Origin of the sequence: Bradyrhizobium sp. 2TAF24, from assembly GCF_052115025.1 — a bacterium.
Taxonomy (GTDB): domain Bacteria; phylum Pseudomonadota; class Alphaproteobacteria; order Rhizobiales; family Xanthobacteraceae; genus Bradyrhizobium_A.
Window position 1 is genome coordinate 121,831 of record NZ_JBFRFW010000002.1, and the last position, 20,900, is coordinate 142,730.

The following is a 20,900-nucleotide window of genomic DNA, read 5'->3' on the forward strand; positions in this document are numbered from 1 at the left end:
AACCTCCTAGCCGGCGAGCGCGCGGCGTGCCGCGTCGCCGTCGAAACCCTTCAGACCGATGACGACGAGGTGCTCGGCTTGCGCCGCATCAGGACGTCCGAACGCCAGTTCGACCCGGCTGCCGACCGCCTGCACCACTACCGGCGCCGGCTTGCCGTCAATACGGGCATGCCCCTTGACGCGCAGCACCCCATCCAGAGCGAGGGCCTGCGCCACACGCGCCCGCACACCGTCGAGATCCGACGCGGCTGATGGCGTCACCACGATGCTCTCGAAGTCATCATGGTCGTGCTCCTCTTCCTCACCGTGGTGACCGGCACGCGCAGCGAGATCGTCTTCGGCCGTTGCCTTGAGGCCGATCAGCACATCGGCGGGCAGATTGCCTTCGGAGCGCACCAGCCGCACGCCGGACCGCACCACGGCGGCGAGACGGCTCTCCATCTCCGCCAGCGCCTGCGGCGCCACAAGGTCGGACTTCGACAGCACGACGAGGTCGGCGCAAGCGAGCTGATCCTCGAACACCTCCTCGATCGGATCGTCGTGATCGAGCGAGGGATCGGCGGCACGCTGCTCGCCCAGCGCCTCCTCGTCGAGCACGACACGGCCTTCGGACAGCGCCAGCGCGTCGACCACCGTGACCACGCCATCCACCGTGGCGCGGGTGCGCACATCAGGCCAGGCGAACGCCTTCAGCAGCGGCTGCGGCAGCGCCAGGCCAGATGTCTCGATGACGATGGCGTCGAGCGGCCGCTCGCGCGACAACAGCTTGTCCATGGTCGGAATGAAATCATCCGCCACCGTGCAGCAGATGCAGCCATTGGTCAGCTCGACGATATCGCCCGGGGCGCACGCCTTGGCGGCGCATTCCTCGACAAGGCCGCCATCGAAGCCGGCGTCGCCGAATTCGTTGACGATGACCGCGATGCGGCGACCGCCGGCCTGGGTGAGCAGCGAGCGCAGCAGGGTGGTCTTGCCGGCGCCGAGAAAGCCGGTGAGGACGGTGACGGGAACACGGGACATGCGAACTCCGGATCAGGCAGGTGGAATGGACGAACGTTTGAGCCACAGCGGCAGCCCCGCCGCGACAAAGGCGACCTCGGGCACGGCTGCGGCGATGGTCTGGTTGAGGCGTCCCTGGGCATCCCGGAAGCTGCGGCCGAGCGGTGTCTCCGGGACAAGGCCGAGGCCGACCTCGTTGGACACCAGCACCACGGGACAAGTTGCGTTACGCAGCCAGTCGGCGAGGCGCGTGCCCTCGCGCGCGGCATCGCGGCCGGCGTGCATCAGGTTGGAGAGCCACAGCGTCAGGCAGTCCACCAGCACGGCAACGTCCACGTCGCTGTCGCGCGCAAGGACCTCGACGAGATCGAGCTCGACCTCGCGGGTGGTCCAGCCGGCGCCACGCCGGTCGCGATGATGCGCGATGCGCGCACGCATTTCGTCGTCGCCTGCGGCCGCCGTCGCGACGTAGATCCGCGCAAGGCCGCTGGCCGCGATCAGCGATTCGGCGAAGGAGGATTTGCCCGAGCGCGCGCCGCCAAGCACCAGAGTGGTTTGCAGCACGCTCATTTGGGCGGCTCGCCATCGTCCGGCGACCAGATCGCCGGCGGAATGCGCGCCACGGTGCCTTTGCGCAGCACCTCCGCGCGCGACCGCCACGGCACCAGGCCATAGTTCGACATGCGGTACGCGGACACGAAGCTGGTCAGCGCCGGCACGCCGCGCTCGACATCGAGATCACCGAACAGGAAAGTGTAGCGGTCGGCGCCGGACACCGCGACGGTCACCGGCCGTTTGCAGACGCTGAGGCATTGCACCGCACGAACCCGGGCGGGCTCGCCACCGGCCTCGAACACCTCGCGGAGCGCCGCGAGCAGCGCGGGCCCGACCGTCGGCGGCGCATCCGCCGCGCGGCAGGTGGTGCAGACGCTGACAACGACATCCGGCTGAACATCCGCACGGGCCTCGGGCGCGGTCACCGTAGGCGCATCGGACGGGGATTCGGATCGATCCATCACAAGCTCTCAAGGCGTGGCTTCTAGGGCCGCGAGCTTTGTCGGATCGCGCGATGGCACGGGCCATCGGTCAACGCTCCCGTCCGGTGCACCCCGCCCCGACGCCTCCAAAGCACAAGTCCTGATGGCAGGTCTCCTGGCTTGCGAGTCGCGGCCTGATCGCCGCCTTCCCGGGACCTCCCAGTGGCTTCGGCACAGGCTCGTCGCTTACAGTTGCGGGGGCAGCGCCGGCCTTGAGACGAGCTCGCACCGGCTTCCCTTTTCACCTTCCACCGGGGAAGGAACCATCGGCCGGCACGGTATCTGCGGCCATCGCCGGGGTCAACCGCGCGAAACCGACGACTGGTTGACGGCCGCGACCCGCCATCCCGACGCCAGCCGATCGATCCGGGTCAGCGACAGCGGATCGATGACAAAACGCAGCGCATTCTCCGCCGCAAGGTCGAGCGCGATCGCCAGCGCCGCCCGCACGGTTCCCGAATGCACCACCAGCACCGCCTCGCCGTCAGGCAAGGCCGCGAACCCTCGCGACACCCGCGCGATCTGGTCGACAAAGCTCTCGCCACCGGGCGGCCGGTTGGTGGCGGAGGCAGCCCAGAACGCCCGATAGGCATCGCCCATCTCGGCGGCGAGGTCGTCGTGCCGGCGTCCCGTCCAGGAACCGAAATCTTGCTCGCGAAACAACGGGGCGAGCTGCGGCGTGAGCCCAAGCGCCGCGGCGGTTTCGCGGGTGCGCCGGGCCGGACTGCAAAAGCTGGTGGCGGAAGACGGCAGCAGGCGCCGCAAGCCAGCCAGCGCGATATGATCCGACACGTCGGCAGGCGCATCCGGTCCATGGATCACGCCCCGCGGACCATCGACCGGCGCATGGCGGATCAACCACAGCCGGGAGACATCCGTCATCATGCCAACCGAGCCGACAGCAGGAGCAGCACCACGACCTCCACTACCTGTTCGGCCGCACCGAGCACATCGCCGGTGTAGCCGCCGATCTGGCGGCGAGCCAGCCAACCCATGACAGCAGCGCCAAACACGGTCACCATGATGGCGCCGAGCGCGGTGCCGAACGGCAGGCAAATGAGAGCGATGGCACCGCCAACCGTCATCGCGGTCAGCACCGTGGCCTGATCGGGCCGACCGGCGCTGGCGGCAAGGCCGTCGCTGCGCGCCGGCGGCAGCAGCAAGGCCAGCGCCGGCAGCGGGCTGCGTGCCAGCGCATGGGTCGCCACCAGCGCCGGCACCACCGCGTGCAGCGGCAGCGCGGCCAGCGCCGCGAGCTTGGCGGCGAAGCTCGTGATCATCGCCAGCATGCCGTAGCTGCCGAGCCGGCTGTCCTTCATGATCGCGAGCTTGGCGGCGATGTCGCGTCCGCCGCCGAAACCATCGGCAACGTCGCCAAGGCCATCCTCGTGCAGCGCGCCGGTCAGCCACGCGCTGGCGCCCAGTGTCAGCGCTGCTGCGGCAAGAGGCGGCAGGCCGAGCCGCAGCAGCGCGAGGTCGAACAGCCCTGCGGCGAGGCCAATGACAGCCGCCACCAGCGGAAACAGGCGCATCGCCCGCGGCACGTCGACGGGGCCCGCCGGCGGCGCCAGCGGCACCCGCGTCAGGAAGGTCACGGCAAGGCGGAAATCGTCGAACCAGTCATGCATGGGCACGGCAGCAACAATCGGACGGCATCGCCTTGCTGCATACACGCGCCCTGCCAAAATTGCTTCCGTTTTCCGCCATTGACAGCCCCTCCCTGCGGTGGGATCGAGGGTTCGCAGTCCCGCCCGACAGGTTTTTCATGCCCTTCGAGACGCTCGACGAGATCCGCGCCTTCTGCCGCGACCCTTCGCACGGCAACGCCCAGGCGGCCGAAGCTGCCGCCGCGCGGCAGGACACGCTGACCAAGCCGCCGGGCAGCCTCGGCCGGCTGGAAGAGCTCGCCGTCTGGCTCGCCACCTGGCAGGGCCGGGCCGTTCCGCGCCTCGACCGCATCAAGATCGCGGTGTTCGCCGGCAATCACGGCATCGCCGCCCGGCGGGTATCGGCCTTCCCGCAGGAAGTGACCCATCAGATGGTGGCGAACTTCGCCGCCGGCGGCGCCGCCATCAACCAGCTCGCCAAGCTGCTGGGCGCCGATCTGCACGTCACGCCGCTCACCCTCGACCGCCCGACGTCGGACTTCACGAGGGCGCCGGCCATGGGCGAGGCCGACTTCCTTGCCGCGGTCAACGCCGGCTGGGCTTCGGTGCCCCTCGCCTGCGACCTGCTGATCATCGGCGAGATGGGCATTGCCAACACCACCACCGCGGCGGCGCTTTGCGCAGCCCTGCTCGGTGGCGGCGCGGCGCGCTGGGTCGGCCGCGGCACCGGCGTCGACGACGATGGCCTCGCGCGCAAGCGCGCCGCGATCGATGCCGGGCTTGAACGCCATCGCGCGCAACTCAACGATCCGCTGGCCGTCGCCGCGGTACTCGGCGGTTTTGAGCTCGCCGCCATGGCAGGCGCGGTGCTGGCGGCGCGGGCGCAGCGCATCCCGGTCCTGCTCGACGGCTTCGTCAGCACGGCCGCGATCCTGCCGTTCGCAAAGCTCAACCCGGAGCTGCTGGCGCATTGCCGCGCCGGCCATGTCTCGGCCGAAGCGGGCCATCGGCAGTTGCTCGCCGACCTGCGCCTCGAGCCGCTGCTCGATCTCGGCATGCGGCTCGGCGAGGCTTCTGGCGCCGCCACCGCTGCGCTGCTGCTGCGCGCCGCGGTCGCCTGCCATGCCGGCATGGCAACCTTCGCCGAAGCCGGCGTCTCCGACGCCGGCTAGCTTCGCACGGTCATGTCTGCGGAAAAGTCAGCCGCCAGCGAATGCGATCGTCGGCGCCCGGGCCGGCCTGCGGCGCGACATCGGAGATCCTGACCGGCTCGTCGGTCGCGGCGTCGACCAGCTTCAGCTTCACCGGCCGGCCGGTCTTGCGGTTCACGAACCTCATCGGCGGGCCGTCCTCTCCGGTCACCTTCCACCTGTCGCCGATCTGGATCAGCGCCTGGGTCAGCAGCACCGTGTCCCAGCCCTTGCGCGTCAGCAGGTATTCATGGCGCTCCGGATTGGTCTGGTACAAGCGCCGCTCGATCAGCTCGTTCGCTTCGAGATGCTTGAGACGATCCGACAGGGTCGCGTGGGTGACATCGGTCGAACGCCGCAGATCCTCATAGCGGCTGAGGCCGAGCGACAGGTCGCGCAGGATCAGGATCGCCCAGCGATCGCCGATGGTCTCCAGCGCCCCGGCGATCGAGCACGCCATTCCGTCGAAACTCTTCGAACGCATCGTTGATCCGCCTCTCCCCGCTCAGGCCGGCTTGCCCGCCGTCCCGATCATCGCGAATGTCGCCGTCGCGTGCACCGCCAGTTGTTCGGCGCCGTCACGAACGAAGCCTTCGGCATAGCTGGTCTGCCGCCCGAGCTTGATGACCTTGCCCTCCGCCGAGATCAAGCCCGAGCGCGCCGACAGCGGCCGCAGGTAGGTCAGCTTGAGATCGAGGGTCACCGCGCCCTGCCCCGCCGGCAACATGGTCGAGATCGCACAGCCCATCACGGTGTCCAGCAGTGTTGCCGCAACCCCACCATGCAGCAAACCGATCGTGTTCTCCAGACTCTCGTGTGGCTCGATCGCCATGCCGATCAGGCCGGGCTCGGCGACATTCATCATGAAGCCCATCAGCCGAGCGATCGGCGGCGGCGGCAGCAAGCCATCGCGGATCCCGCGCATCGCCTCGAGCCCTGACAGCTTCGCCGCCAACTGCGCCACCGGTTGCGGCGCCTGCCAGTCGACGACGTGTCGCCGCTGCGCCGTCGTCGCGAACAAGGCGGCTCGCTGAAGCTCCATGTCGTCCATTACTTCTCCTCCGGCCACCGGACCACCCGCATCAAAACGCTTGCATCCAGCGCGCATCTCATTCACTCTTATTATTAGAGTTACAAAATGTCCAGCCCTTGCCGCCCCCCATAGGGCCCGGCAACAACGGCGCGCATGGAGATCCACATGAGCCAGAGCGACGACCGGCATCACGCCGTGTCGATCACCATCAACGGCACCCGCAGATCGGCAACGGTCGAAGCCCGCAAGCTGCTGGTGCACCTGATCCGTGACGATTTCGGCCTCACCGGCACCCATGTCGGCTGCGACACCTCGCAGTGCGGCGCCTGCACGGTCGACATCGACGGCCAGGCGGTGAAGTCCTGCACCGTGCTCGCGGTGATGGCCGATGGCGCCTGCGTCACCACCATCGAAGGGCTCGCGCCGAAGAACGGCGGGCTGCACCCGATCCAGACTGCGTTCCAGGAGCAGCACGCCCTGCAGTGCGGCTTCTGCACGCCGGGAATGATCATGAGCGTACGCCAGCTGCTCGCGACGTGTCCCGCGCCGGACGAGCACGAGATTCGCCACGGCCTCGCCGGCAACATCTGTCGCTGCACCGGCTATCACAACATCGTGCGCGCCGTCGAAACCCTCGCCGCGGAGGCTCACCATGACTGACGCAGCGCCCCGCTACATCGGCCAGCCGCTGCGGCGGCGCGAAGATCTCAAGCTGATCACCGGCAAGGGCCGTTACGTCGACGACATCAAGCTGCCGGGCATGCTGCATCTGGCGATCCTGCGTTCGCCGCACGCCCATGCGAACATCAGGCATGTCGACCTCGACGCAGCGCGCGCCGCGCCGGGCGTGCGCCTTGCGCTCGCCGGAGCCGACCTCACCGGCAGGCTCGGCGCCATCGTGCCGAACTGGATTCTGCCGGGCACCAAGGTGCCGCACCGCCCGGTCGTCGCTGTCGATCGCGTGCGCTTTGTCGGAGAATGCGTCGCGCTCGTCGTGGCGGAGACGCTCGCGGAGGCCTGCGACGCTGTCGGCCTGATCGACGTGGACTACGAGGCGCTGCCGTCCGTGGTCGGCGAGGATGCTGCGATCAGGCAGGGGGCGCCGCAGTTGCACGACAATGTGCCGGGCAATATCACCACGCTGTTCAGGATCAAGGGCGGCGACTTCCAAAAGGCGGTGCAGGACGCCGATCAGGTCATCAAGCTGCGCATCGTCAACAACCGCCTGATCCCGACCTGCATGGAGACCCGCGCCATCCTCGCCGATCCCGGCGCCGACGGCGTCATGACCGTCTACATCCCGAGCCAGGTGCCCCACATGCACCGCCGCTGGATCGCCGAGACGGTCGGCATCTCCGAGCACATGCTGCGCGTGGTCGCGCCCGACATCGGCGGCGGCTTCGGTGCCAAGATGCATCTCTATCCGGAAGAACTGCTGTGCACCTATCTGGCGCGCGAGCTCGGCGCCCCGGTGAAATGGTGGGAAAGCCGCTCCGAAAGCCATCAATCCACCAGCCACGGCCGCGCCCATATCGAGACCATCGAGGCCGCGATCCGCAACGATGGCACCATTCTCGGCATGCGGGTGGAGACGCTGGGCAATGTCGGCGCCTACCTCTCCAACATGGCGAGCGGCGGCCCGACGGTGAACACCATCAGCTACGGTACCGGCTCGTACCGGATCGCCAACTATGAGGCGATCTCCAAGGTCATCGTCACCAACACGGTGCCCGTCGACGCCTATCGCGGCTACGGCCGGCCGGAAGGCGCCTACATCGCCGAACGCACCATCGATGCGGTGGCCCGGCATCTTGGCCTCGACCAGGTCGAGGTGCGGCGCAAGAACTTCATCCAGCCCTCGGACTTTCCCTATCGCCCGTATAGCAGCACGGGCGTGATCCTCGACAGCGGCAACTACGAGGGCTGCGTTCGCAAGGCGCTCGCGGCATTCGACTATGATGCGCGGCGCAAGGAGCGGGACGACTTGCGCGGCCAGGGGCGCTACCGCGGCATTGGCGTCGCCGCCTACACTCATATGTGCGGCATGGCGCCGTCGCGTCGCCTCGCCACGAGCGGCTTCGACCGCGGCGGCTGGGAAAGCGCGCGGGTCAGCATTGATTCCAGCGGCCGCGCGGTGATCTATTCGGGTTCGATGAGCCAGGGCCACGGCCATGCCACCTCATTGGCCCAGATCGCCGCCGATGTGCTGCAGATCCCCATCGAATACATCGACGTGGTGCAGGGCGATACTCGGCTGGTCCAGGCCGGGCATGGCACCTTCAACTCGCGCTCGATGGCGGTCGGCGGCTCGGGCGTGCATGTCTCGTCTCACCGTGTCCTCGTCAAGGCGACGAAGATCGCCGCCGCCTTGCTGGAGGTCGACGAGAAGGACGTCGCTTATGAGCAGGGACGGTTCAGCGTGCCCGGCACCGATATCGCGCCGGTGACCTTCGCCAGCGTCGCGCGCATGGCCTATGTCGGCCATCGCCTGCCGGCCGGACTCGAGCCCGGTCTCGACGAGACGGTGTTCTACGATCCCGTCGGCATGGGCGCGCCTTCGGGCGTGCACATCGCCTATGTCGACGTCGACCCCGACACCGGCATCGTCGATATCATCGACTATGTCGCCGTCGACGATGTCGGCACGCTCATCAATCCGTTGCTCGCCGCCGGCCAGATCCATGGCGGCGTGGTGCAGGGGATCGGGCAGGCCCTCTATGAGAGCGTGACCTACGATCCCGACAACGGCCAGTTGATGACCGGTTCGCTGCTCGACTACGCCGTGCCGCGCGCCGAGCAGATGCCCAACATCCGCGCCTCGTTCCAGGAAACGCCGTCGCCGACCAATCCGATCGGCGTCAAGGGCATCGGCGAGAGCGGCGCGATCGCCGCACCGCCAACCATCGTCCATGCCGTGCTCGACGCGCTGGCGCCGTTCGGCATCACCCATCTCGACATGCCGATGACGCCGCCGCGGATCTGGGCGGCGATCCAGGCCGCCCGCACCGGAGCCCCGTCATGATCCCCGCAGCCTTCGACTACATCCGCGCCACCTCGCTGTCCCACGCCCTCGGCCTGCTGCAGGACGACCCCGACAGCAACAAGCTGGTCGCCGGCGGCCACAGCCTCATTCCGGCGCTGAAGCTGCGGCTTGCCTCACCCGAGCGGCTGATCGACATTCGCAACCTCCCCGAACTGAAAGGCATCTCACTCGGAGACCGCATCCGGATCGGCGCGCTGACGACCCATGCGGAGCTGCTGGCAAGCGATGCCCTGCACGAAGCCGCACCGATCTTCCGCCAGGCCGCGAACCTGATCGCCGATCCGCAGGTCCGCAACCGCGGCACCATCGGCGGCGCGCTGGCGAACGCCGACCCGGCCGCCGACTGGCCGGCGGTGGTGCTCGCGCTCGGCGCGACGCTCGACGTCGTCGGGCCCAACGGACCGAGCCGGGTCGCCGCCCGCAATTTCTTCGTCGACATCATGACCACGGCGCTCGCGCCCGACGAGATCCTGCTCGCGGTCGAGTTCGACCGGCCGCAGCCCGGCACGCGCTTCCGCTACCGCAAGATCCGCCATCCGGCGAGCGGTTATGCCGTGGTCGGCGTCGCAGTCGTGCTGCGGCCCGTGGACGGCGCGGTCGCGGAGGCCACGATCGCGATCACTGGCGCGACCGGCCACGCCTTTGTCGCCGTCGACGCCGCGGCGCAGCTGATCGGCAAGCCACTGTCGGAGGCGACGATCACAACGGCCGCGGACGTCGCAAGCGGGCAAGCCGAGTGTCTCGCGGACAATTACGCGCCCGCGGCCTATCGCCAGCATCTGATCCGGACAGAAGTCGCGCGGGCGCTCGCATCTCTGGACGGTGACTGACTTGCTGACGCCGTCGCTAGGACCGTTTGCGTGGGATGCGGGCCGCCTTGGCGCGCGAGGCGCCCGCTTCATCGTCAACGCGGTCCCCGAACCGCTTGCGGTTGAAGGCGACAGCGCCGGTGCCTGGTACGACCTCGACATCCTCGAGGCGCAACGGGGTACCACGCGGCGACTGCAAATCAGGATATGCGATCGGCCGGCCGCTTTCGCGATCGCGGAACACGACCTGCGGGCCCGCCGGTTCAGCCAGCCAGTCGTCACCCCACTTCTTGAGGGCGAGATAGGCCGGGAAGAACCCTCGTCCCTTTTCGGTCAGCACATATTCGTAGCGGCCGGCATGCTCGGGCAGCGGCACCCGCGTCATCAGGCCCGCCTCGACGAACTTCTTCAGCCGGGTGCTGAGAATATTGGGCGCGACGCCGACATAGTGCTGGAATTCATCGAACCGCCTGACGCCGTAATAGGCCTCGCGCAGCAGCAGGATCGACCAGCGGTCGCCCACCACCTCCATCGCGCGCGCGACGGAGCACTCCTTGTTGGCAATACGGCTGCGCCGTTTATCCGGCATCTCGGATCCTGACCGCGCGCTTCCAGGAGCGCGCGGATCGACTTCTAGCATTCAATCGCATCGATTGACCAGCAACGCATGCCACCGGCTGCAGCAATGCCGCAGCCGGCCATGACCGTGCGTGCCGACCCATCAGGCCGCGGCTTCATCACCCCTGGCCTCGGGCGCCAGCGCCCGCTTGTGCGCGACCAGCGCGCCCGATGCTGTCAACCGCTGTACATCGGCGTCGCTGACGCCCAGCTCACGGAACACCTCCCTGTTGTGCTCGCCCTGGAAGGCCGGCGCGCCGATCGGGGCGAGTTCGTCCCGCGAGAAGTGCCAGGGCCGGCCAGGCAGGCGGTATTCGCCGCCGCTGCGGTCCGGGACGAGTTGAACCGCGCCCCAGTAGTCGCTCCACTCCGACTCCGCGAGATCCTTGACGGAGCGGATTTCACCCATCGCGATCTTCGCCTCGTCGAACTGCGCGTCGAGCGTCGCCATATCCGGGAAGGTCAAGATCCAGGACTGAATGATGGCATGCAGGGCGCCGAAATTCAGCCGCCGCGCGGCCGCGGACGCGAACCGCGGATCCTCCATCAGGTCGACCCGCCGCATCGCCCGCAGCCAGGACGGAAAGGTCCGGCTGCCGACAATGCTGGTGGCGACGGTGAAGTGCTCGCCATGCGGCCCGGTGAAGAACGCGCAGTCGGTGGCGCCCAGCACCGCAGGTTCCGCACCGATGTCGTCGTCGGACAGATCGACATGGGCCCGCTCGTTCACCGCGAGCAGCGTCGCGGCCATGGCGACATCGATATACTGGCCCCGTCCGGTCGCCTCGCGGCTGCGCAGCGCAGCGAGGATAGCGATCACGGCCTGCAGCCCGGTGTAGACGTCGGCATGAGACAGGCTGTCGGTGCGCGGCTCCGCGAGCGCGTCGCCGTAATGGCGCACGCTATTCTCTGTAAACCCCGCCTCGGCCTGCACGGTCGGCGCATACGCCATGCGGCTGCGCCACGGGCCACCCTGGCCATAGCCGGTGATCGACGCATAGATCAGCCGCGGATTGCGCTTCGCCAGCGTCTCGTAGTCGAGCCCGAAGAAGCCGAGCGTGCCGGCCCGGAAATTCTCGACCACGATGTCGGCGCTGTCGCACAGCTTGAGCGCCAGCTCATAGGCCCCGGGAATGTTGAGATTGATGCTGACATTGCGCTTGCCCGCATTCTGCTGGGCGTAATAGCCGGACATGCCGTCAGTGGAGGGAAACGCATAGCGCGAAACGTCCGGGCTCGGCGGTTCCACCTTGATCACTTCGGCGCCCAGATCCTGCAAGGTCCGGGCACACAAGGGGCCCGCGAGCACGCGGGAGAAGTCGACGATACGCAGGCCGTGGAGAGGTCCGCTCATGTCAGCGCCCCGCGAACTTGGCGAGGCCCGGACCGTTCTTGCGGAACGAGGCGAGACCGGCCTTGAGATCTTCCGACGCCCAGATCGGCACCTGCACCCGCGCCATCGCCTCGTCGGCGGCCGTGACGCCGTCATTGACCGCGATATGGACGAGCTCCTTGGTCGCCGCATGAGCCAGCGTCGGCCCCTGCGCGAACTCCTCGGCGATCGCCATCGTCGCCGTCTCCAGCTGTTCTTCCGGGACGGTGAGGTTGATCAGCCCCCATCTCTCCAGCGTCGGCGCATCATAGCGCCGGGCCAGCATCGACATCTCCTTGGCGCGCGCCGCGCCGATACGCTGGGCCTGGCGCTGGATGCCGCCGAGCAGCGGATGCAGCCCGAGGGTCGCCTCGACCGAACCGATCTTGGCCGACGAAGCCGCGATAATGTAGTCGCAGGACAGCGCCAACTCGAGGCCGCCGCCCAGACAGACGCCATGCACGCTGGCGATCAGCGGAATTGGCAGCAGCTCCATGAAGCGCAGGAACTCGACGCCGCTGAGGCGCCGCTCCTCGTCGGCGGCACCACCGCCGCCCTGCGCCACACGCTTCTCGAAGATGTCGAGATCGGCACCGGCGGAGAAGTGCCGCAGCCCGCTGCGCAGGACGATCGCGCGGCTGCCGGCCTGCTGCGCCTGCTCGACCTCGCGCACGATGGCGTTGATCAGCTTCGGCCCCAGCAGGTTGTAAGGCCGATAGGTCATGGTCAAAACGGAAATATTGCCGCGCTGCTCGCGCGTCACCAGGGCGTCCTCGGACACGGTTCTGCTCCCTCGCTGGACGCATTGCCGCGTCCTTTTCGTTCACGGGAGAGAGCCTAGCTTACGACTTGCATTTTGCAAGTCACAAGCTGGACTGTTGCCGCGCAGACCTGCTCTACGTCCGCCTAACCCGCCGGTGCGTAACGCAGGAAGACGTTGCCGTTGCCGAACGTTCGCGACGACAGCAGTTGGAGACCCAGCCGCTCCGGCAGCCCCTCGAACAGTGTCCGCCCGGCCCCGAGCACCACAGGCACCATCACCAATTGATATTCGTCGACAAGGCGGGCTGCAGCGAGCTGCGCCACGAGGCGACCGCTGCCGAGCACCACCAGATCCGGTCCGGCCTGCCGCTTCAGCGTCGAGATTTCGGTGGCGAGATCGCCCTTCAGGAGCGCGGTGTTCTGCCAGGACACCTGCGACAGCGTGCGCGAGAATACCACCTTCTGCTGGGCGTTGATCCGCTCCGCCACCACGGGATTCTGCTCGCGCGCCAGCTGCGTCGGCCAGTAGCCTGCCATCATCTGATAAGTGACGCGGCCGAACACCAGCACCCCGCCGCCCTTGGCGTTATCCTGAACGAATGCGTTGAACTCGGGATCGCGGCGGTGCGCCCAGCTCATGTCGCCCTCCGTGCTGGTGAAATAGCCGTCGAGCGTCACGTTGTTGAAGACCGTCAGCTTGCGCATATTGTGCGTCCTTCTGCAGTGGAGGTGATGCAAGGGGAAGCGCGGCCTGATCGTCAGTCGGAGGGATTGCGCGGCGCCAGTTCGTGCGCGAGATACCGCCTGAGGTGAGCGAGACAGTCCGCCACCACGGCTGGATCCTGCTTCGCCTTGGCAAGAACAAAAGCACCCTGCAGCACCGCCTGCGTGAACAGCGCCATGCTGTCGCTGCTCCATGGCGCATCGGGCGCATTCCGTGCCCGCGCGACATCGATATCGTGCGCGACCGTCGCCGCGTGATCATCGATATGCGCCTCACACGCTTCCCGTATCATCGGATGGGTGCGGTAAGCCTCCTGCACCATGGTGCCAAGCAGGCAGGTGAAACTGGCGAGATCACCCGAGGCAATGGCGCTGCGGAAATCGACATAGCCGAGCACGCGGTCGACCGGATTGCGCGCCTCCTGGAATGACGCCTGCGCGAAGCGCGCATCCGCCTTGGCGGCAAAATGGGCTGCGGCGGCGATAGCCAGCGCTTCCTTGCTCTCGAAATGATGAAAGAAGCTGCCTTTGGTCAGCCCCGCCGCCGCACAGACGTCATCGACGCGGGTCCCCGCGTAGCCGCGCGAGCGGATCACCTGCAGCGCCGCATCGAGCAGCTTGAGCCGGGATTCATGTGGCTGATCGACCATCGCTGAACTCATCGTCGCCTCCGGCAACTGCTTGCCGCATAAGCATACCAACTAGTTGGTATGAAGCAACACAACAGAATGACACGACCAACCCGGGGCTCTGCTGCAGTGCCGGATGTTTAGTGATTCTCGCTGCAACGCAAAATATTTAGCTGAAATTCATCGATTGCGGTGTTTATCAAAATGCGCTTTACTAAACTTAATTACTAAACAGACGCCGGACGTCACCGGCGCATTACGGAAGAAACGTCGCCCACCCACAGCCCGCTCTGCTTTTTTCGGCGCACGGCGCCGCGCGGGCGTTTCAAGGAGGAATTGATGAGATCGTTGCTCACAGCCGCCACAGCTCTCACCGCAGCGGCCCTCGCTTTCGGCCCGGCCGCGCCCGCCCACGCTCAGACCAAGCAGCTCACCTTGTGCTGGGCCGCCTGGGACCCGGCCAACGCGCTGGTCGAACTGTCGAAAGACTTCACCAAGGAGACCGGCATCGGCATGAAGTTCGAGTTCGTGCCGTGGACCAACTACGCCGACCGCTTCCTCAACGAACTCAACTCCCACGGCAAGCTCTGCGACCTGATCATCGGCGACAGCCAGTGGATCGGCGGCGCCGCCGAGAACGGCCACTACGTCAAGCTCAACGACTTCTTCGCCAAGGAAGGCATCTCGATGGATGACTTCATGCCGGCGACCGTGGTCGGCTACTCGCAATGGCCGAAGAACACCGCGAACTACTGGGCGCTGCCGGCGATGGGCGACGCGGTGGGCTGGACCTACCGCAAGGACTGGTTCGCCCGCCCGGACATCCGCACCGCATTCAAGGCGAAGTACGGCCGCGAGCTCGAAGTGCCCAAGACCTACGACCAGTTGAAGGACATCGCGGCCTTCTTCCAGGGCCGCGAGATCGACGGCAAGACCGTCTATGGCGCCTCGATCTATACCGAGCGCGGCTCCGAAGGCATCACCATGGGCGTCTCCAACGTCCTCTACGACTACGGCTTCGAGTACCAGAACCCGAAGAAGCCCTATGACATGAAGGGCTTCGTGAATTCGCCGGACGCCGTCGCCGGTCTCGAATTCTACAAGTCGCTGTACAAGTGCTGTACCCCGCCCGGCGCCTCCAACAGCTACATGAGCGAGGGCCTCGACGCCTTCAAGTCGGGCCAGGTCGCACTGCAGATGAATTTCTTCGCCTTCTTCCCGGGCCTCTACAAGGATCCGAACGTCGGCGGCGACAAGATCGGCTTCTTCGTCAATCCGGCGGCGAAGTACCAGTTCACGCAGCTCGGCGGCCAGGGCATCTCGGTGGTCTCCTATTCCGAGCATCGTGACGACGCGCTGAAGTACATCAAGTGGTTCGCCAAGGGCGACGTGCAGAAGAAGTGGTGGACGCTCGGCGGCTACTCCTGCGCCAAGTCGGTGCTGAACGATCCGAGCTTCCCCAAGAGCGCGCCGTTCGCGGCGGAATTCCTCAAGTCGATGGACATGGTCAAGGACTTCTGGGCCGAACCGTCCTATGCCCAGTTGCTGCAGGCCGAGCAGAAGCGCGTCCACGACTATGTCGTCGCCGACAAGGGCACCGCGAAGGAGGCGCTCGACAAGCTGGTGGAAGACTGGACGCAGATCTTCAAGGACGACGGCAAGTGATGAAGGCTTGACGTTGTCAGTTGCTCCGGGAGTCCCGTCTCTCCCGGAGCAGCCGCCCCTTCCGGATCAACCGTCTTGGCCAGTCCCGACCACAACAGCGACACCGCCGCGCGCGAGCGCGCCGTCCCATCCCCCATGCCCCAGCCGGATCACGGGTCCATGACCGAAGTCTCCGCCCAGAGCACATTTGCAGACCGCGCCGCCGACGCCACACCCGCCTCGGTCGGCCGCGCGATCCGCGGTCTGTCCGACAAGGCCATCGCCTGGTTGTTCATCGGCCCGACCATCGCCTTGCTGCTCGCGATCAACATCTTTCCGCTGATCTGGACGATCTACCTGTCGTTCACCAACTATCGCGCCAACCGGCCGAACGCCGAGGTCAAGTTCGTCGGGCTCGATTGGTACCAGCGCATCCTCGGCGACGCCGATATCTGGGCGGCGATGCAGACCACGGCGCATTTCGTGATCTGGACCATCGTGATCGAGACCGTTCTCGGCTTCGGCCTCGCCTGGCTGATCGACAAGAAATTCCGCGGCCACGCGCTGTGGACCACCGTGATCCTGATTCCGATGATGCTGTCGCCCGCCGTCGTCGGCAATTTCTGGACGTTCCTGTACCAGCCGCAGAGCGGGCTGTTCAATTACGTCATCGCGTTCGTATCCGGTATCGATCCCTCATCTTTCCAGATGCTCGGCAGCGTGCGCCTGAGCCCGTGGGCGATCGTCATCGTCGACGTCTGGATGTGGACGCCCTATGTGATGCTGATCTGCCTCGCCGGCCTGCGCTCGATCCCCGAATACATCTACGAGGCCGCCGAGGTCGATCGCGCATCGCCGTGGCGGCAGTTCTGGTCGATTACACTACCGATGGCGCTGCCCTTCATCATGCTGGCGGTGCTGTTCCGCGGCATCGAAAACTTCAAGATGTTCGACATGGTCAACCTGCTCACCGGCGGCGGCCCCGGCTCGATCACCGAGGTCGCCTCGATCACCCTGAAGCGGCAGGCGTTTGAAAGCTGGCGCACCGGCTACTCCTCCGCCTTCGCCATCATTCTGTTCGTCACCGTGTTCGGCCTCGCCAATATCTATGTGAAGGCCCTGAACCGCGTGAAGCAGCGCTGAGGTCGCCATGTCCGGATCAACCCAGGCTCATTCCGTCGTCGCTCCCTCCCAGCTGTCGCGCCGCATCGCCGGCACGCTGGTGATCGTCTATGCCGTCATCACCATGATCCCGCTGGTGTGGATCGTGCTGACCAGCTTCAAGACCCCGCCGGATTCCATCGCCTATCCGCCGAAGGTGATGTTCACGCCATCACTCGAGGGCTACGTCAATCTGTTCACGACGCGGACGCGGCAGTCGCCCGAGGTGATCGCGCAATTGCCGCCGCCGACCACCTGGTACGACAAGCTGGTGCGGTCGCGGAACATGGTGATCGCCGGTCCGTCCAACGTCATCCCGCGCTTCGTCAACTCGATCATCATCGCGTTCGGCTCTACGTTCCTCGCCGTGGTGCTGGGCACGCTCGCGGCCTACGGCTTCTCGCGCTTCCGCGTGCCGCTCAAGGACGACCTTCTGTTCTTCATCCTGTCGACCCGGATGATGCCGCCCATTGCGGTGGCGATCCCGATCTACCTGATGTACCGCGAGCTCGGCCTGTCCGACACCCGCCTCGGCATGATCCTGCTGTACACCGCCGTCAACGTCTCGCTTGCCGTCTGGCTGCTCAAGGGCTTCATCGACGAGATTCCGCGCGAGTATGAGGAAGCGGCGATGATCGACGGCTACACACGCCTGCAGGCGTTCCGCAAGGCGGTGCTGCCCCAGGCCGCCACCGGCATCGCCGCCACTGCGATCTTCTGCCTGATTTTCGCCTGGAACGAGTATGCCTTCGCCGTGCTGCTGACCTCCGGCACCGCCCAGACCATGCCGCCGTTCATACCCTTCATCATCGGCGAGGGCGGCCAGGACTGGCCCGCCGTCGCCGCCGCCACCACGCTGTTCGTGATCCCGATCTTCGTCTTCACCATCCTGCTCAGGAAACATCTCCTGCGCGGCATCACCTTCGGAGCGGTGCGCAAATGACCGGTCCCGGCCCCACCCGGCCCACCATCCTGCAGCGCCTGCTGCGCTTCCGCCGCGGCCCGTGGGAGAACCTCGCCACGGTGGTGATCGCCCTCGGCATCGTCATGCTGATGCAGCCGTTCTCGGCCACCGCCTACGCCTATTCGTTCGTCACCATCCTTGCCGGCACGGTGTCCTTCACCGTCGTCAGTCATTTTCCGGAGTAAGCCATGGCCGAGATCCGGGTCGAGAACGTCCAGAAGACTTTTGGTGGCTTCACCGCCGTCAAGGGTTCGACATTCACCATCGAGGACGGCGAGTTCTTCGTGATGCTGGGCCCGTCGGGCTGCGGCAAGACCACGACACTGCGCATGATCGCCGGCCTCGAGCTGCCCACCGCAGGCAAGATCCTGCTCGGCGGCGAGGACGTCACCTTCAACCGCGCCGCGGCGCGCGACATCGCCTTCGTGTTCCAGCTGTTCGCGCTGTATCCGCACATGAACGTGCGTCACAACATCGGCTTTCCGCTCAAGTGTCAGGGCATGGCGCGCAGCGAGATCCGCCAGCGCGTCGAGGAGGCCGCGCGCCTGCTGCGCATCGATCATCTGCTCGACCGCCCGGTGTCCGGCCTCGCCGGCGGCGACCGCCAGCGCGTCGCGCTCGGCCGCGCCATCGTGCGCCGCCCCAAAGCCTTTCTCATGGACGAGCCGCTGGGCACGCTGGACACCGAGTTCCGCGACCTCATGATCCACGAACTGCGTGACTTGCACACCCGTATCAGGGCGACCACGGTCTATGTCACCCATGACCAGCTCGAAGCCATGGCGATGGCCGACAAGATCGCGGTGATGAACCATGGCGTCGTCGAGCAATTCGGCCGCCCCCAGGACATCTACGATCGCCCCGCCACCATGTTCGTCGCCGATTTCATCGGCTCGCCACCGATGAACTTCCTCGCCTTCGAGAGCGGCCTCAAGACCGGCGATCGCGCCGTGCGCATCAACGGTGCGGACGTCGCGGTGCCGGAAATCCGCGCAGATCGCGCTCCCGGCGCGCTGGCGCTCGGTGTGCGGCCTGAACACATCGTGTTCGATGACGCCTCCAGCCTGCGCGGGTCGGTGTTCGAATCCGCCTATCTCGGCACCACCCAGATCGTTGCGGTGGAAACGGCCCACGGCGCGATCAAGGCCCGCCTGCCCGCCGACCGCGTGGTGCGCCCGGGCGAAACCGTGGGCCTGCGCTTCCGCTCGGAGCGGCTGTCGCTGTTCGACGCCGGCTCGGGCCGCGCGGTGCCCTCAGCCCTTTATGCAGGAGCCGGCCATGGCTGACGTCGTTCTCGATGGGGTGACCAAGCGCTTCGGCGACACCACCGCGGTCGCCAACCTGTCACTGTCGATCGCCGATGGCGAACTGATCGTGCTGCTCGGCCCGACCGGTGCAGGCAAGACCACGACGCTGCGGCTGGTGGCCGGCCTCGAACACGCCGACGCCGGACGCATTGCGATCGGCGGCCGGGATGTCAGCACGGTCGAGCCGGCGGGCCGCGACGTGACCTTCGTGTTCCAGCAGTACTCGCTGTACCCGCACCTGTCGGTCTACGACAACCTCGCCTTCCCGCTGCGCTCGCCGGCGCGCCGCGTGCCGGAAGATGAGATCAAACGCCGGGTGACCGACATCGCCACCATGCTGCGGATCGCGCACAAGCTCGACAACCGCGCCACGCGGCTGTCCGGCGGCGAGATGCAGCGCGTCGCGATCGGCCGCGCGCTGGTGCGCCGTCCCTCGATCTACCTGATGGACGAGCCGCTGTCGTCGCTCGACGCCAAGCTGCGCTCGGACCTGCGCCTCGAGCTCAAGCGGGTGCAGCAGGACCTCGGCGCCACCATTCTCTATGTCACCCATGACCAGATCGAGGCCATGACGCTGGCAAGCCGCATCGGCATCATGCGGGCCGGTGAGCTGGTGCAGATCGGCACGCCGCGCGAGATCTACCAGAGCCCGGCCAATGTCTATGTCGCAAGCCGCCTCGGCCAGCCAGCCATCAACCTGCTGCCAGCCGGCCTGATCCCCGCCGGCGCGGCCCCCGCGGGCGCGACCACGGTCGGCGCCCGCACCGAGCATCTGCGGATCACCAAAGCGGCGCGCCGCGACGCCCTCGGCGAGGTTGCGCGGATCGAGCATCTCGGCGATCAGAACCACCTGCACATCCGGATCGGCGACAACCGCCTGACCACCCTGGTCGATCCGGGAACGGAGCTCGCGGCCGGCGACACGGTTGCGCTGGCGTTGATCGATCCGCTTTATTTCGATCAGGCTGGATATCGAATCGGAGGAGGAGCCTGATGCTCGACCAAACGGCACGACGCGCCCTGATCGAAACCGCCGCAAGGCGCGTGATCGACCATGCCGATGAACTGACGACGCTCGACCAGGCGATCGGCGACGGCGACCATGGCATCAACATGAAGCGCGGCCTCGAAGCCGTGCTCGCCGATCTCGATGGCCTTGCCGCCAAGCCGCTGCCGGAGGCGCTGAAGGCCATCGGCATGACGCTGGTGATGAAGGTCGGCGGCGCCTCGGGCCCGCTGTACGGCACGCTCGCCATGACCCTCGGCAAGGAGCTGCCGGAAGACCCGAGCCGTGCCGACATCGCCCGTGCCCTCGGCGCGGCGATCGCCGCCGTGAAGGCGCGCGGCAAGTCGGAGGTCGGCCAGAAGACCATGCTCGACGTGCTCGCCCCGGTCGCCGAGGCGCTGGCACAGACCGGCGATCCGGCCGAGGCCGCCTCGGCCGCGGCCGACGCCACCATTCCGATGAAGGCGATCCGCGGCCGCGCCTCCTTCCTCGGCGAACGATCGATCGGCCACATGGACCCTGGCGCGCGTTCCAGCGCATTGCTCGTCGCCGCCATCGCAGAGATAGCAGGACATTCGGCATGACCAAGACCACACCAAGCAGCAACGTCGGCATCGTCATCGTGTCGCATTCGCCCGACGTCGCCCGCGGCACCGCGCAGATGGTGCAGCAGATGGTGGGCGAGGAAGTCCCGCTCGCCTATTGCGGCGGCGATCCCGGCGGCGGGCTCGGCACCAGCGTCGAGGCGATCCTGAGTGCGATTGACCGCGCCTGGTCCGACGCCGGCGTCGCCATCCTGGTCGATCTCGGCGGCGCCGAGACCAATTCGGAGATGGCGATCGAAATGCAGCCGGCGGAACGGCAGGGCAAGATCGTGGTGTGCAACGCGCCGATCGTGGAGGGCGCGGTGATCGCGGCCACCGAGGCATCGGGCGGTGCATCGCTTGACGTGGTGCGACGGACGGCCGAAGAGCTGTCGCCGGCCTGACGGACAAC

General features: G+C 67.0%; 24 protein-coding genes and 1 riboswitch. Of the genes, 12 read left to right on the plus strand and 12 right to left on the minus strand.

The window, feature by feature from the left end; all coding sequences use genetic code 11:
- Positions 1-6: 6 nt before the first annotated feature.
- From cobW to cobS, 5 genes are all read right to left on the minus strand, one after another.
- Positions 7-1,020, minus strand: a complete 1,014-nt coding sequence (gene cobW / locus AB4Z37_RS03800; RefSeq protein WP_441515355.1) for a cobalamin biosynthesis protein CobW — start codon at positions 1,018-1,020, stop codon at positions 7-9.
- A gap of 12 nt (positions 1,021-1,032) precedes the next feature.
- The gene (gene cobU, locus AB4Z37_RS03805; RefSeq protein WP_441515356.1) at positions 1,033-1,569 is read right to left on the minus strand and encodes a bifunctional adenosylcobinamide kinase/adenosylcobinamide-phosphate guanylyltransferase; all 537 of its coding nucleotides are present in this window, start codon (positions 1,567-1,569) and stop codon (positions 1,033-1,035) included.
- A complete protein-coding gene (locus tag AB4Z37_RS03810; protein ID WP_441515357.1) occupies positions 1,566-2,015 on the minus strand; it encodes a DUF1636 family protein in 450 nt (149 codons plus the stop codon). The genes cobU and AB4Z37_RS03810 overlap by 4 nt, the downstream gene beginning before the upstream one ends.
- Positions 2,016-2,124: 109 nt before the next feature.
- Positions 2,125-2,319: riboswitch (cobalamin riboswitch) on the minus strand.
- Positions 2,320-2,336: 17 nt separating this feature from the next.
- A complete protein-coding gene (locus tag AB4Z37_RS03815; protein WP_441515358.1) occupies positions 2,337-2,918 on the minus strand; it encodes a histidine phosphatase family protein in 582 nt (193 codons plus the stop codon).
- Positions 2,918-3,664 carry an adenosylcobinamide-GDP ribazoletransferase gene (gene cobS, locus AB4Z37_RS03820; RefSeq protein ID WP_441515763.1) on the minus strand — a complete coding sequence of 249 codons (747 nt, stop codon included), beginning with the start codon at positions 3,662-3,664 and terminating at the stop codon, positions 2,918-2,920. The genes AB4Z37_RS03815 and cobS overlap by 1 nt, the downstream gene beginning before the upstream one ends.
- A gap of 137 nt (positions 3,665-3,801) precedes the next feature.
- Here cobS and cobT point away from each other — a divergent pair, with 137 nt between their 5' ends.
- A complete protein-coding gene (cobT, locus tag AB4Z37_RS03825) occupies positions 3,802-4,815 on the plus strand; it encodes a nicotinate-nucleotide--dimethylbenzimidazole phosphoribosyltransferase (RefSeq protein ID WP_441515359.1) in 1,014 nt (337 codons plus the stop codon).
- A gap of 10 nt (positions 4,816-4,825) precedes the next feature.
- Here cobT and AB4Z37_RS03830 read toward each other — a convergent pair whose 3' ends face one another.
- Both AB4Z37_RS03830 and AB4Z37_RS03835 read right to left on the minus strand, forming a co-directional pair.
- Positions 4,826-5,317 (minus strand): winged helix-turn-helix transcriptional regulator, encoded by a 492-nt coding sequence (locus tag AB4Z37_RS03830; RefSeq protein WP_441515360.1) that lies wholly within the window; start codon positions 5,315-5,317, stop codon positions 4,826-4,828.
- Between the two features lie 21 nt (positions 5,318-5,338).
- Positions 5,339-5,875, minus strand: coding sequence for a PaaI family thioesterase (locus AB4Z37_RS03835; protein ID WP_441515764.1), 537 nt, complete (start codon positions 5,873-5,875; stop codon positions 5,339-5,341).
- Positions 5,876-6,031: 156 nt separating this feature from the next.
- On the opposite strand from AB4Z37_RS03835, the gene AB4Z37_RS03840 reads away from it, so the two are divergent.
- The 3 genes from AB4Z37_RS03840 to AB4Z37_RS03850 are packed head-to-tail and all read left to right on the plus strand — an operon-like array spanning position 6,032 to position 9,739.
- Entirely contained in the window at positions 6,032-6,526 is a 495-nt protein-coding gene (locus AB4Z37_RS03840; protein ID WP_441515361.1) for a (2Fe-2S)-binding protein, read from the plus strand.
- Positions 6,519-8,888, plus strand: a complete 2,370-nt coding sequence (locus AB4Z37_RS03845; protein ID WP_441515362.1) for a xanthine dehydrogenase family protein molybdopterin-binding subunit — start codon at positions 6,519-6,521, stop codon at positions 8,886-8,888. The genes AB4Z37_RS03840 and AB4Z37_RS03845 overlap by 8 nt, the downstream gene beginning before the upstream one ends.
- Entirely contained in the window at positions 8,885-9,739 is an 855-nt protein-coding gene (locus tag AB4Z37_RS03850) for an FAD binding domain-containing protein (RefSeq protein WP_441515363.1), read from the plus strand. The genes AB4Z37_RS03845 and AB4Z37_RS03850 overlap by 4 nt, the downstream gene beginning before the upstream one ends.
- Before the next feature lie 16 nt (positions 9,740-9,755).
- Here AB4Z37_RS03850 and AB4Z37_RS03855 read toward each other — a convergent pair whose 3' ends face one another.
- The 5 genes from AB4Z37_RS03855 to AB4Z37_RS03875 all read right to left on the minus strand — a co-directional run bounded on the left by AB4Z37_RS03855 (position 9,756) and on the right by AB4Z37_RS03875 (position 13,855).
- On the minus strand, positions 9,756-10,307 hold the full coding sequence (locus AB4Z37_RS03855) for a winged helix-turn-helix transcriptional regulator (RefSeq protein ID WP_441515364.1): 552 nt from the start codon (positions 10,305-10,307) through the stop codon (positions 9,756-9,758).
- A gap of 132 nt (positions 10,308-10,439) precedes the next feature.
- The gene (locus tag AB4Z37_RS03860; protein WP_441515365.1) at positions 10,440-11,690 is read right to left on the minus strand and encodes a CaiB/BaiF CoA transferase family protein; all 1,251 of its coding nucleotides are present in this window, start codon (positions 11,688-11,690) and stop codon (positions 10,440-10,442) included.
- A gap of 1 nt (position 11,691) precedes the next feature.
- Entirely contained in the window at positions 11,692-12,489 is a 798-nt protein-coding gene (locus AB4Z37_RS03865) for an enoyl-CoA hydratase/isomerase family protein (protein WP_441515366.1), read from the minus strand.
- Between the two features lie 125 nt (positions 12,490-12,614).
- Positions 12,615-13,175, minus strand: a complete 561-nt coding sequence (locus AB4Z37_RS03870; RefSeq protein ID WP_441515367.1) for a dihydrofolate reductase family protein — start codon at positions 13,173-13,175, stop codon at positions 12,615-12,617.
- A 53-nt stretch (positions 13,176-13,228) separates the two neighbouring features.
- Entirely contained in the window at positions 13,229-13,855 is a 627-nt protein-coding gene (locus AB4Z37_RS03875; protein ID WP_441515368.1) for a TetR/AcrR family transcriptional regulator, read from the minus strand.
- Positions 13,856-14,161: 306 nt separating this feature from the next.
- On the opposite strand from AB4Z37_RS03875, the gene AB4Z37_RS03880 reads away from it, so the two are divergent.
- The 8 genes from AB4Z37_RS03880 (at position 14,162) to dhaM (ending at position 20,892) form a co-directional block, all read left to right on the plus strand.
- On the plus strand, positions 14,162-15,487 hold the full coding sequence (locus AB4Z37_RS03880) for an ABC transporter substrate-binding protein (protein WP_441515369.1): 1,326 nt from the start codon (positions 14,162-14,164) through the stop codon (positions 15,485-15,487).
- Positions 15,488-15,646: 159 nt separating this feature from the next.
- A complete protein-coding gene (locus tag AB4Z37_RS03885; RefSeq protein WP_441515370.1) occupies positions 15,647-16,609 on the plus strand; it encodes a carbohydrate ABC transporter permease in 963 nt (320 codons plus the stop codon).
- Between the two features lie 7 nt (positions 16,610-16,616).
- A complete protein-coding gene (locus tag AB4Z37_RS03890; RefSeq protein ID WP_441515371.1) occupies positions 16,617-17,570 on the plus strand; it encodes a carbohydrate ABC transporter permease in 954 nt (317 codons plus the stop codon).
- Entirely contained in the window at positions 17,567-17,776 is a 210-nt protein-coding gene (locus tag AB4Z37_RS03895) for a hypothetical protein (RefSeq protein ID WP_441515372.1), read from the plus strand. Before AB4Z37_RS03890 ends, AB4Z37_RS03895 begins: the two co-directional genes overlap by 4 nt.
- A gap of 3 nt (positions 17,777-17,779) precedes the next feature.
- Positions 17,780-18,877 carry an ABC transporter ATP-binding protein gene (locus AB4Z37_RS03900; protein WP_441515373.1) on the plus strand — a complete coding sequence of 366 codons (1,098 nt, stop codon included), beginning with the start codon at positions 17,780-17,782 and terminating at the stop codon, positions 18,875-18,877.
- Positions 18,870-19,892 (plus strand): ABC transporter ATP-binding protein, encoded by a 1,023-nt coding sequence (locus AB4Z37_RS03905; RefSeq protein WP_441515374.1) that lies wholly within the window; start codon positions 18,870-18,872, stop codon positions 19,890-19,892. Before AB4Z37_RS03900 ends, AB4Z37_RS03905 begins: the two co-directional genes overlap by 8 nt.
- Positions 19,892-20,488, plus strand: a complete 597-nt coding sequence (dhaL, locus tag AB4Z37_RS03910) for a dihydroxyacetone kinase subunit DhaL (protein WP_441515375.1) — start codon at positions 19,892-19,894, stop codon at positions 20,486-20,488. The genes AB4Z37_RS03905 and dhaL overlap by 1 nt, the downstream gene beginning before the upstream one ends.
- On the plus strand, positions 20,485-20,892 hold the full coding sequence (dhaM, locus tag AB4Z37_RS03915) for a dihydroxyacetone kinase phosphoryl donor subunit DhaM (protein WP_441515376.1): 408 nt from the start codon (positions 20,485-20,487) through the stop codon (positions 20,890-20,892). Before dhaL ends, dhaM begins: the two co-directional genes overlap by 4 nt.
- Positions 20,893-20,900: the final 8 nt, after the last annotated feature.

Coding starts and splice junctions, on each gene's coding strand:
- AB4Z37_RS03890 (WP_441515371.1), top strand. CDS start 16,617: ATGTCCGGATCAACCCAGGCTCATTCCGTCGTCGCTCCCTCCCAGCTG.
- AB4Z37_RS03855 (WP_441515364.1), bottom strand. CDS start 10,307: ATGCCGGATAAACGGCGCAGCCGTATTGCCAACAAGGAGTGCTCCGTC.
- AB4Z37_RS03875 (WP_441515368.1), bottom strand. CDS start 13,855: ATGAGTTCAGCGATGGTCGATCAGCCACATGAATCCCGGCTCAAGCTG.
- AB4Z37_RS03885 (WP_441515370.1), top strand. CDS start 15,647: ATGACCGAAGTCTCCGCCCAGAGCACATTTGCAGACCGCGCCGCCGAC.
- dhaL (WP_441515375.1), top strand. CDS start 19,892: ATGCTCGACCAAACGGCACGACGCGCCCTGATCGAAACCGCCGCAAGG.
- AB4Z37_RS03870 (WP_441515367.1), bottom strand. CDS start 13,175: ATGCGCAAGCTGACGGTCTTCAACAACGTGACGCTCGACGGCTATTTC.
- AB4Z37_RS03845 (WP_441515362.1), top strand. CDS start 6,519: ATGACTGACGCAGCGCCCCGCTACATCGGCCAGCCGCTGCGGCGGCGC.
- AB4Z37_RS03880 (WP_441515369.1), top strand. CDS start 14,162: ATGAGATCGTTGCTCACAGCCGCCACAGCTCTCACCGCAGCGGCCCTC.
- cobU (WP_441515356.1), bottom strand. CDS start 1,569: ATGAGCGTGCTGCAAACCACTCTGGTGCTTGGCGGCGCGCGCTCGGGC.
- AB4Z37_RS03905 (WP_441515374.1), top strand. CDS start 18,870: ATGGCTGACGTCGTTCTCGATGGGGTGACCAAGCGCTTCGGCGACACC.
- AB4Z37_RS03860 (WP_441515365.1), bottom strand. CDS start 11,690: ATGAGCGGACCTCTCCACGGCCTGCGTATCGTCGACTTCTCCCGCGTG.
- AB4Z37_RS03850 (WP_441515363.1), top strand. CDS start 8,885: ATGATCCCCGCAGCCTTCGACTACATCCGCGCCACCTCGCTGTCCCAC.
- dhaM (WP_441515376.1), top strand. CDS start 20,485: ATGACCAAGACCACACCAAGCAGCAACGTCGGCATCGTCATCGTGTCG.
- cobS (WP_441515763.1), bottom strand. CDS start 3,664: ATGCATGACTGGTTCGACGATTTCCGCCTTGCCGTGACCTTCCTGACG.
- AB4Z37_RS03900 (WP_441515373.1), top strand. CDS start 17,780: ATGGCCGAGATCCGGGTCGAGAACGTCCAGAAGACTTTTGGTGGCTTC.
- cobT (WP_441515359.1), top strand. CDS start 3,802: ATGCCCTTCGAGACGCTCGACGAGATCCGCGCCTTCTGCCGCGACCCT.
- AB4Z37_RS03835 (WP_441515764.1), bottom strand. CDS start 5,875: ATGGAGCTTCAGCGAGCCGCCTTGTTCGCGACGACGGCGCAGCGGCGA.
- AB4Z37_RS03815 (WP_441515358.1), bottom strand. CDS start 2,918: ATGACGGATGTCTCCCGGCTGTGGTTGATCCGCCATGCGCCGGTCGAT.
- AB4Z37_RS03810 (WP_441515357.1), bottom strand. CDS start 2,015: ATGGATCGATCCGAATCCCCGTCCGATGCGCCTACGGTGACCGCGCCC.
- AB4Z37_RS03830 (WP_441515360.1), bottom strand. CDS start 5,317: ATGCGTTCGAAGAGTTTCGACGGAATGGCGTGCTCGATCGCCGGGGCG.
- AB4Z37_RS03840 (WP_441515361.1), top strand. CDS start 6,032: ATGAGCCAGAGCGACGACCGGCATCACGCCGTGTCGATCACCATCAAC.
- cobW (WP_441515355.1), bottom strand. CDS start 1,020: ATGTCCCGTGTTCCCGTCACCGTCCTCACCGGCTTTCTCGGCGCCGGC.
- AB4Z37_RS03895 (WP_441515372.1), top strand. CDS start 17,567: ATGACCGGTCCCGGCCCCACCCGGCCCACCATCCTGCAGCGCCTGCTG.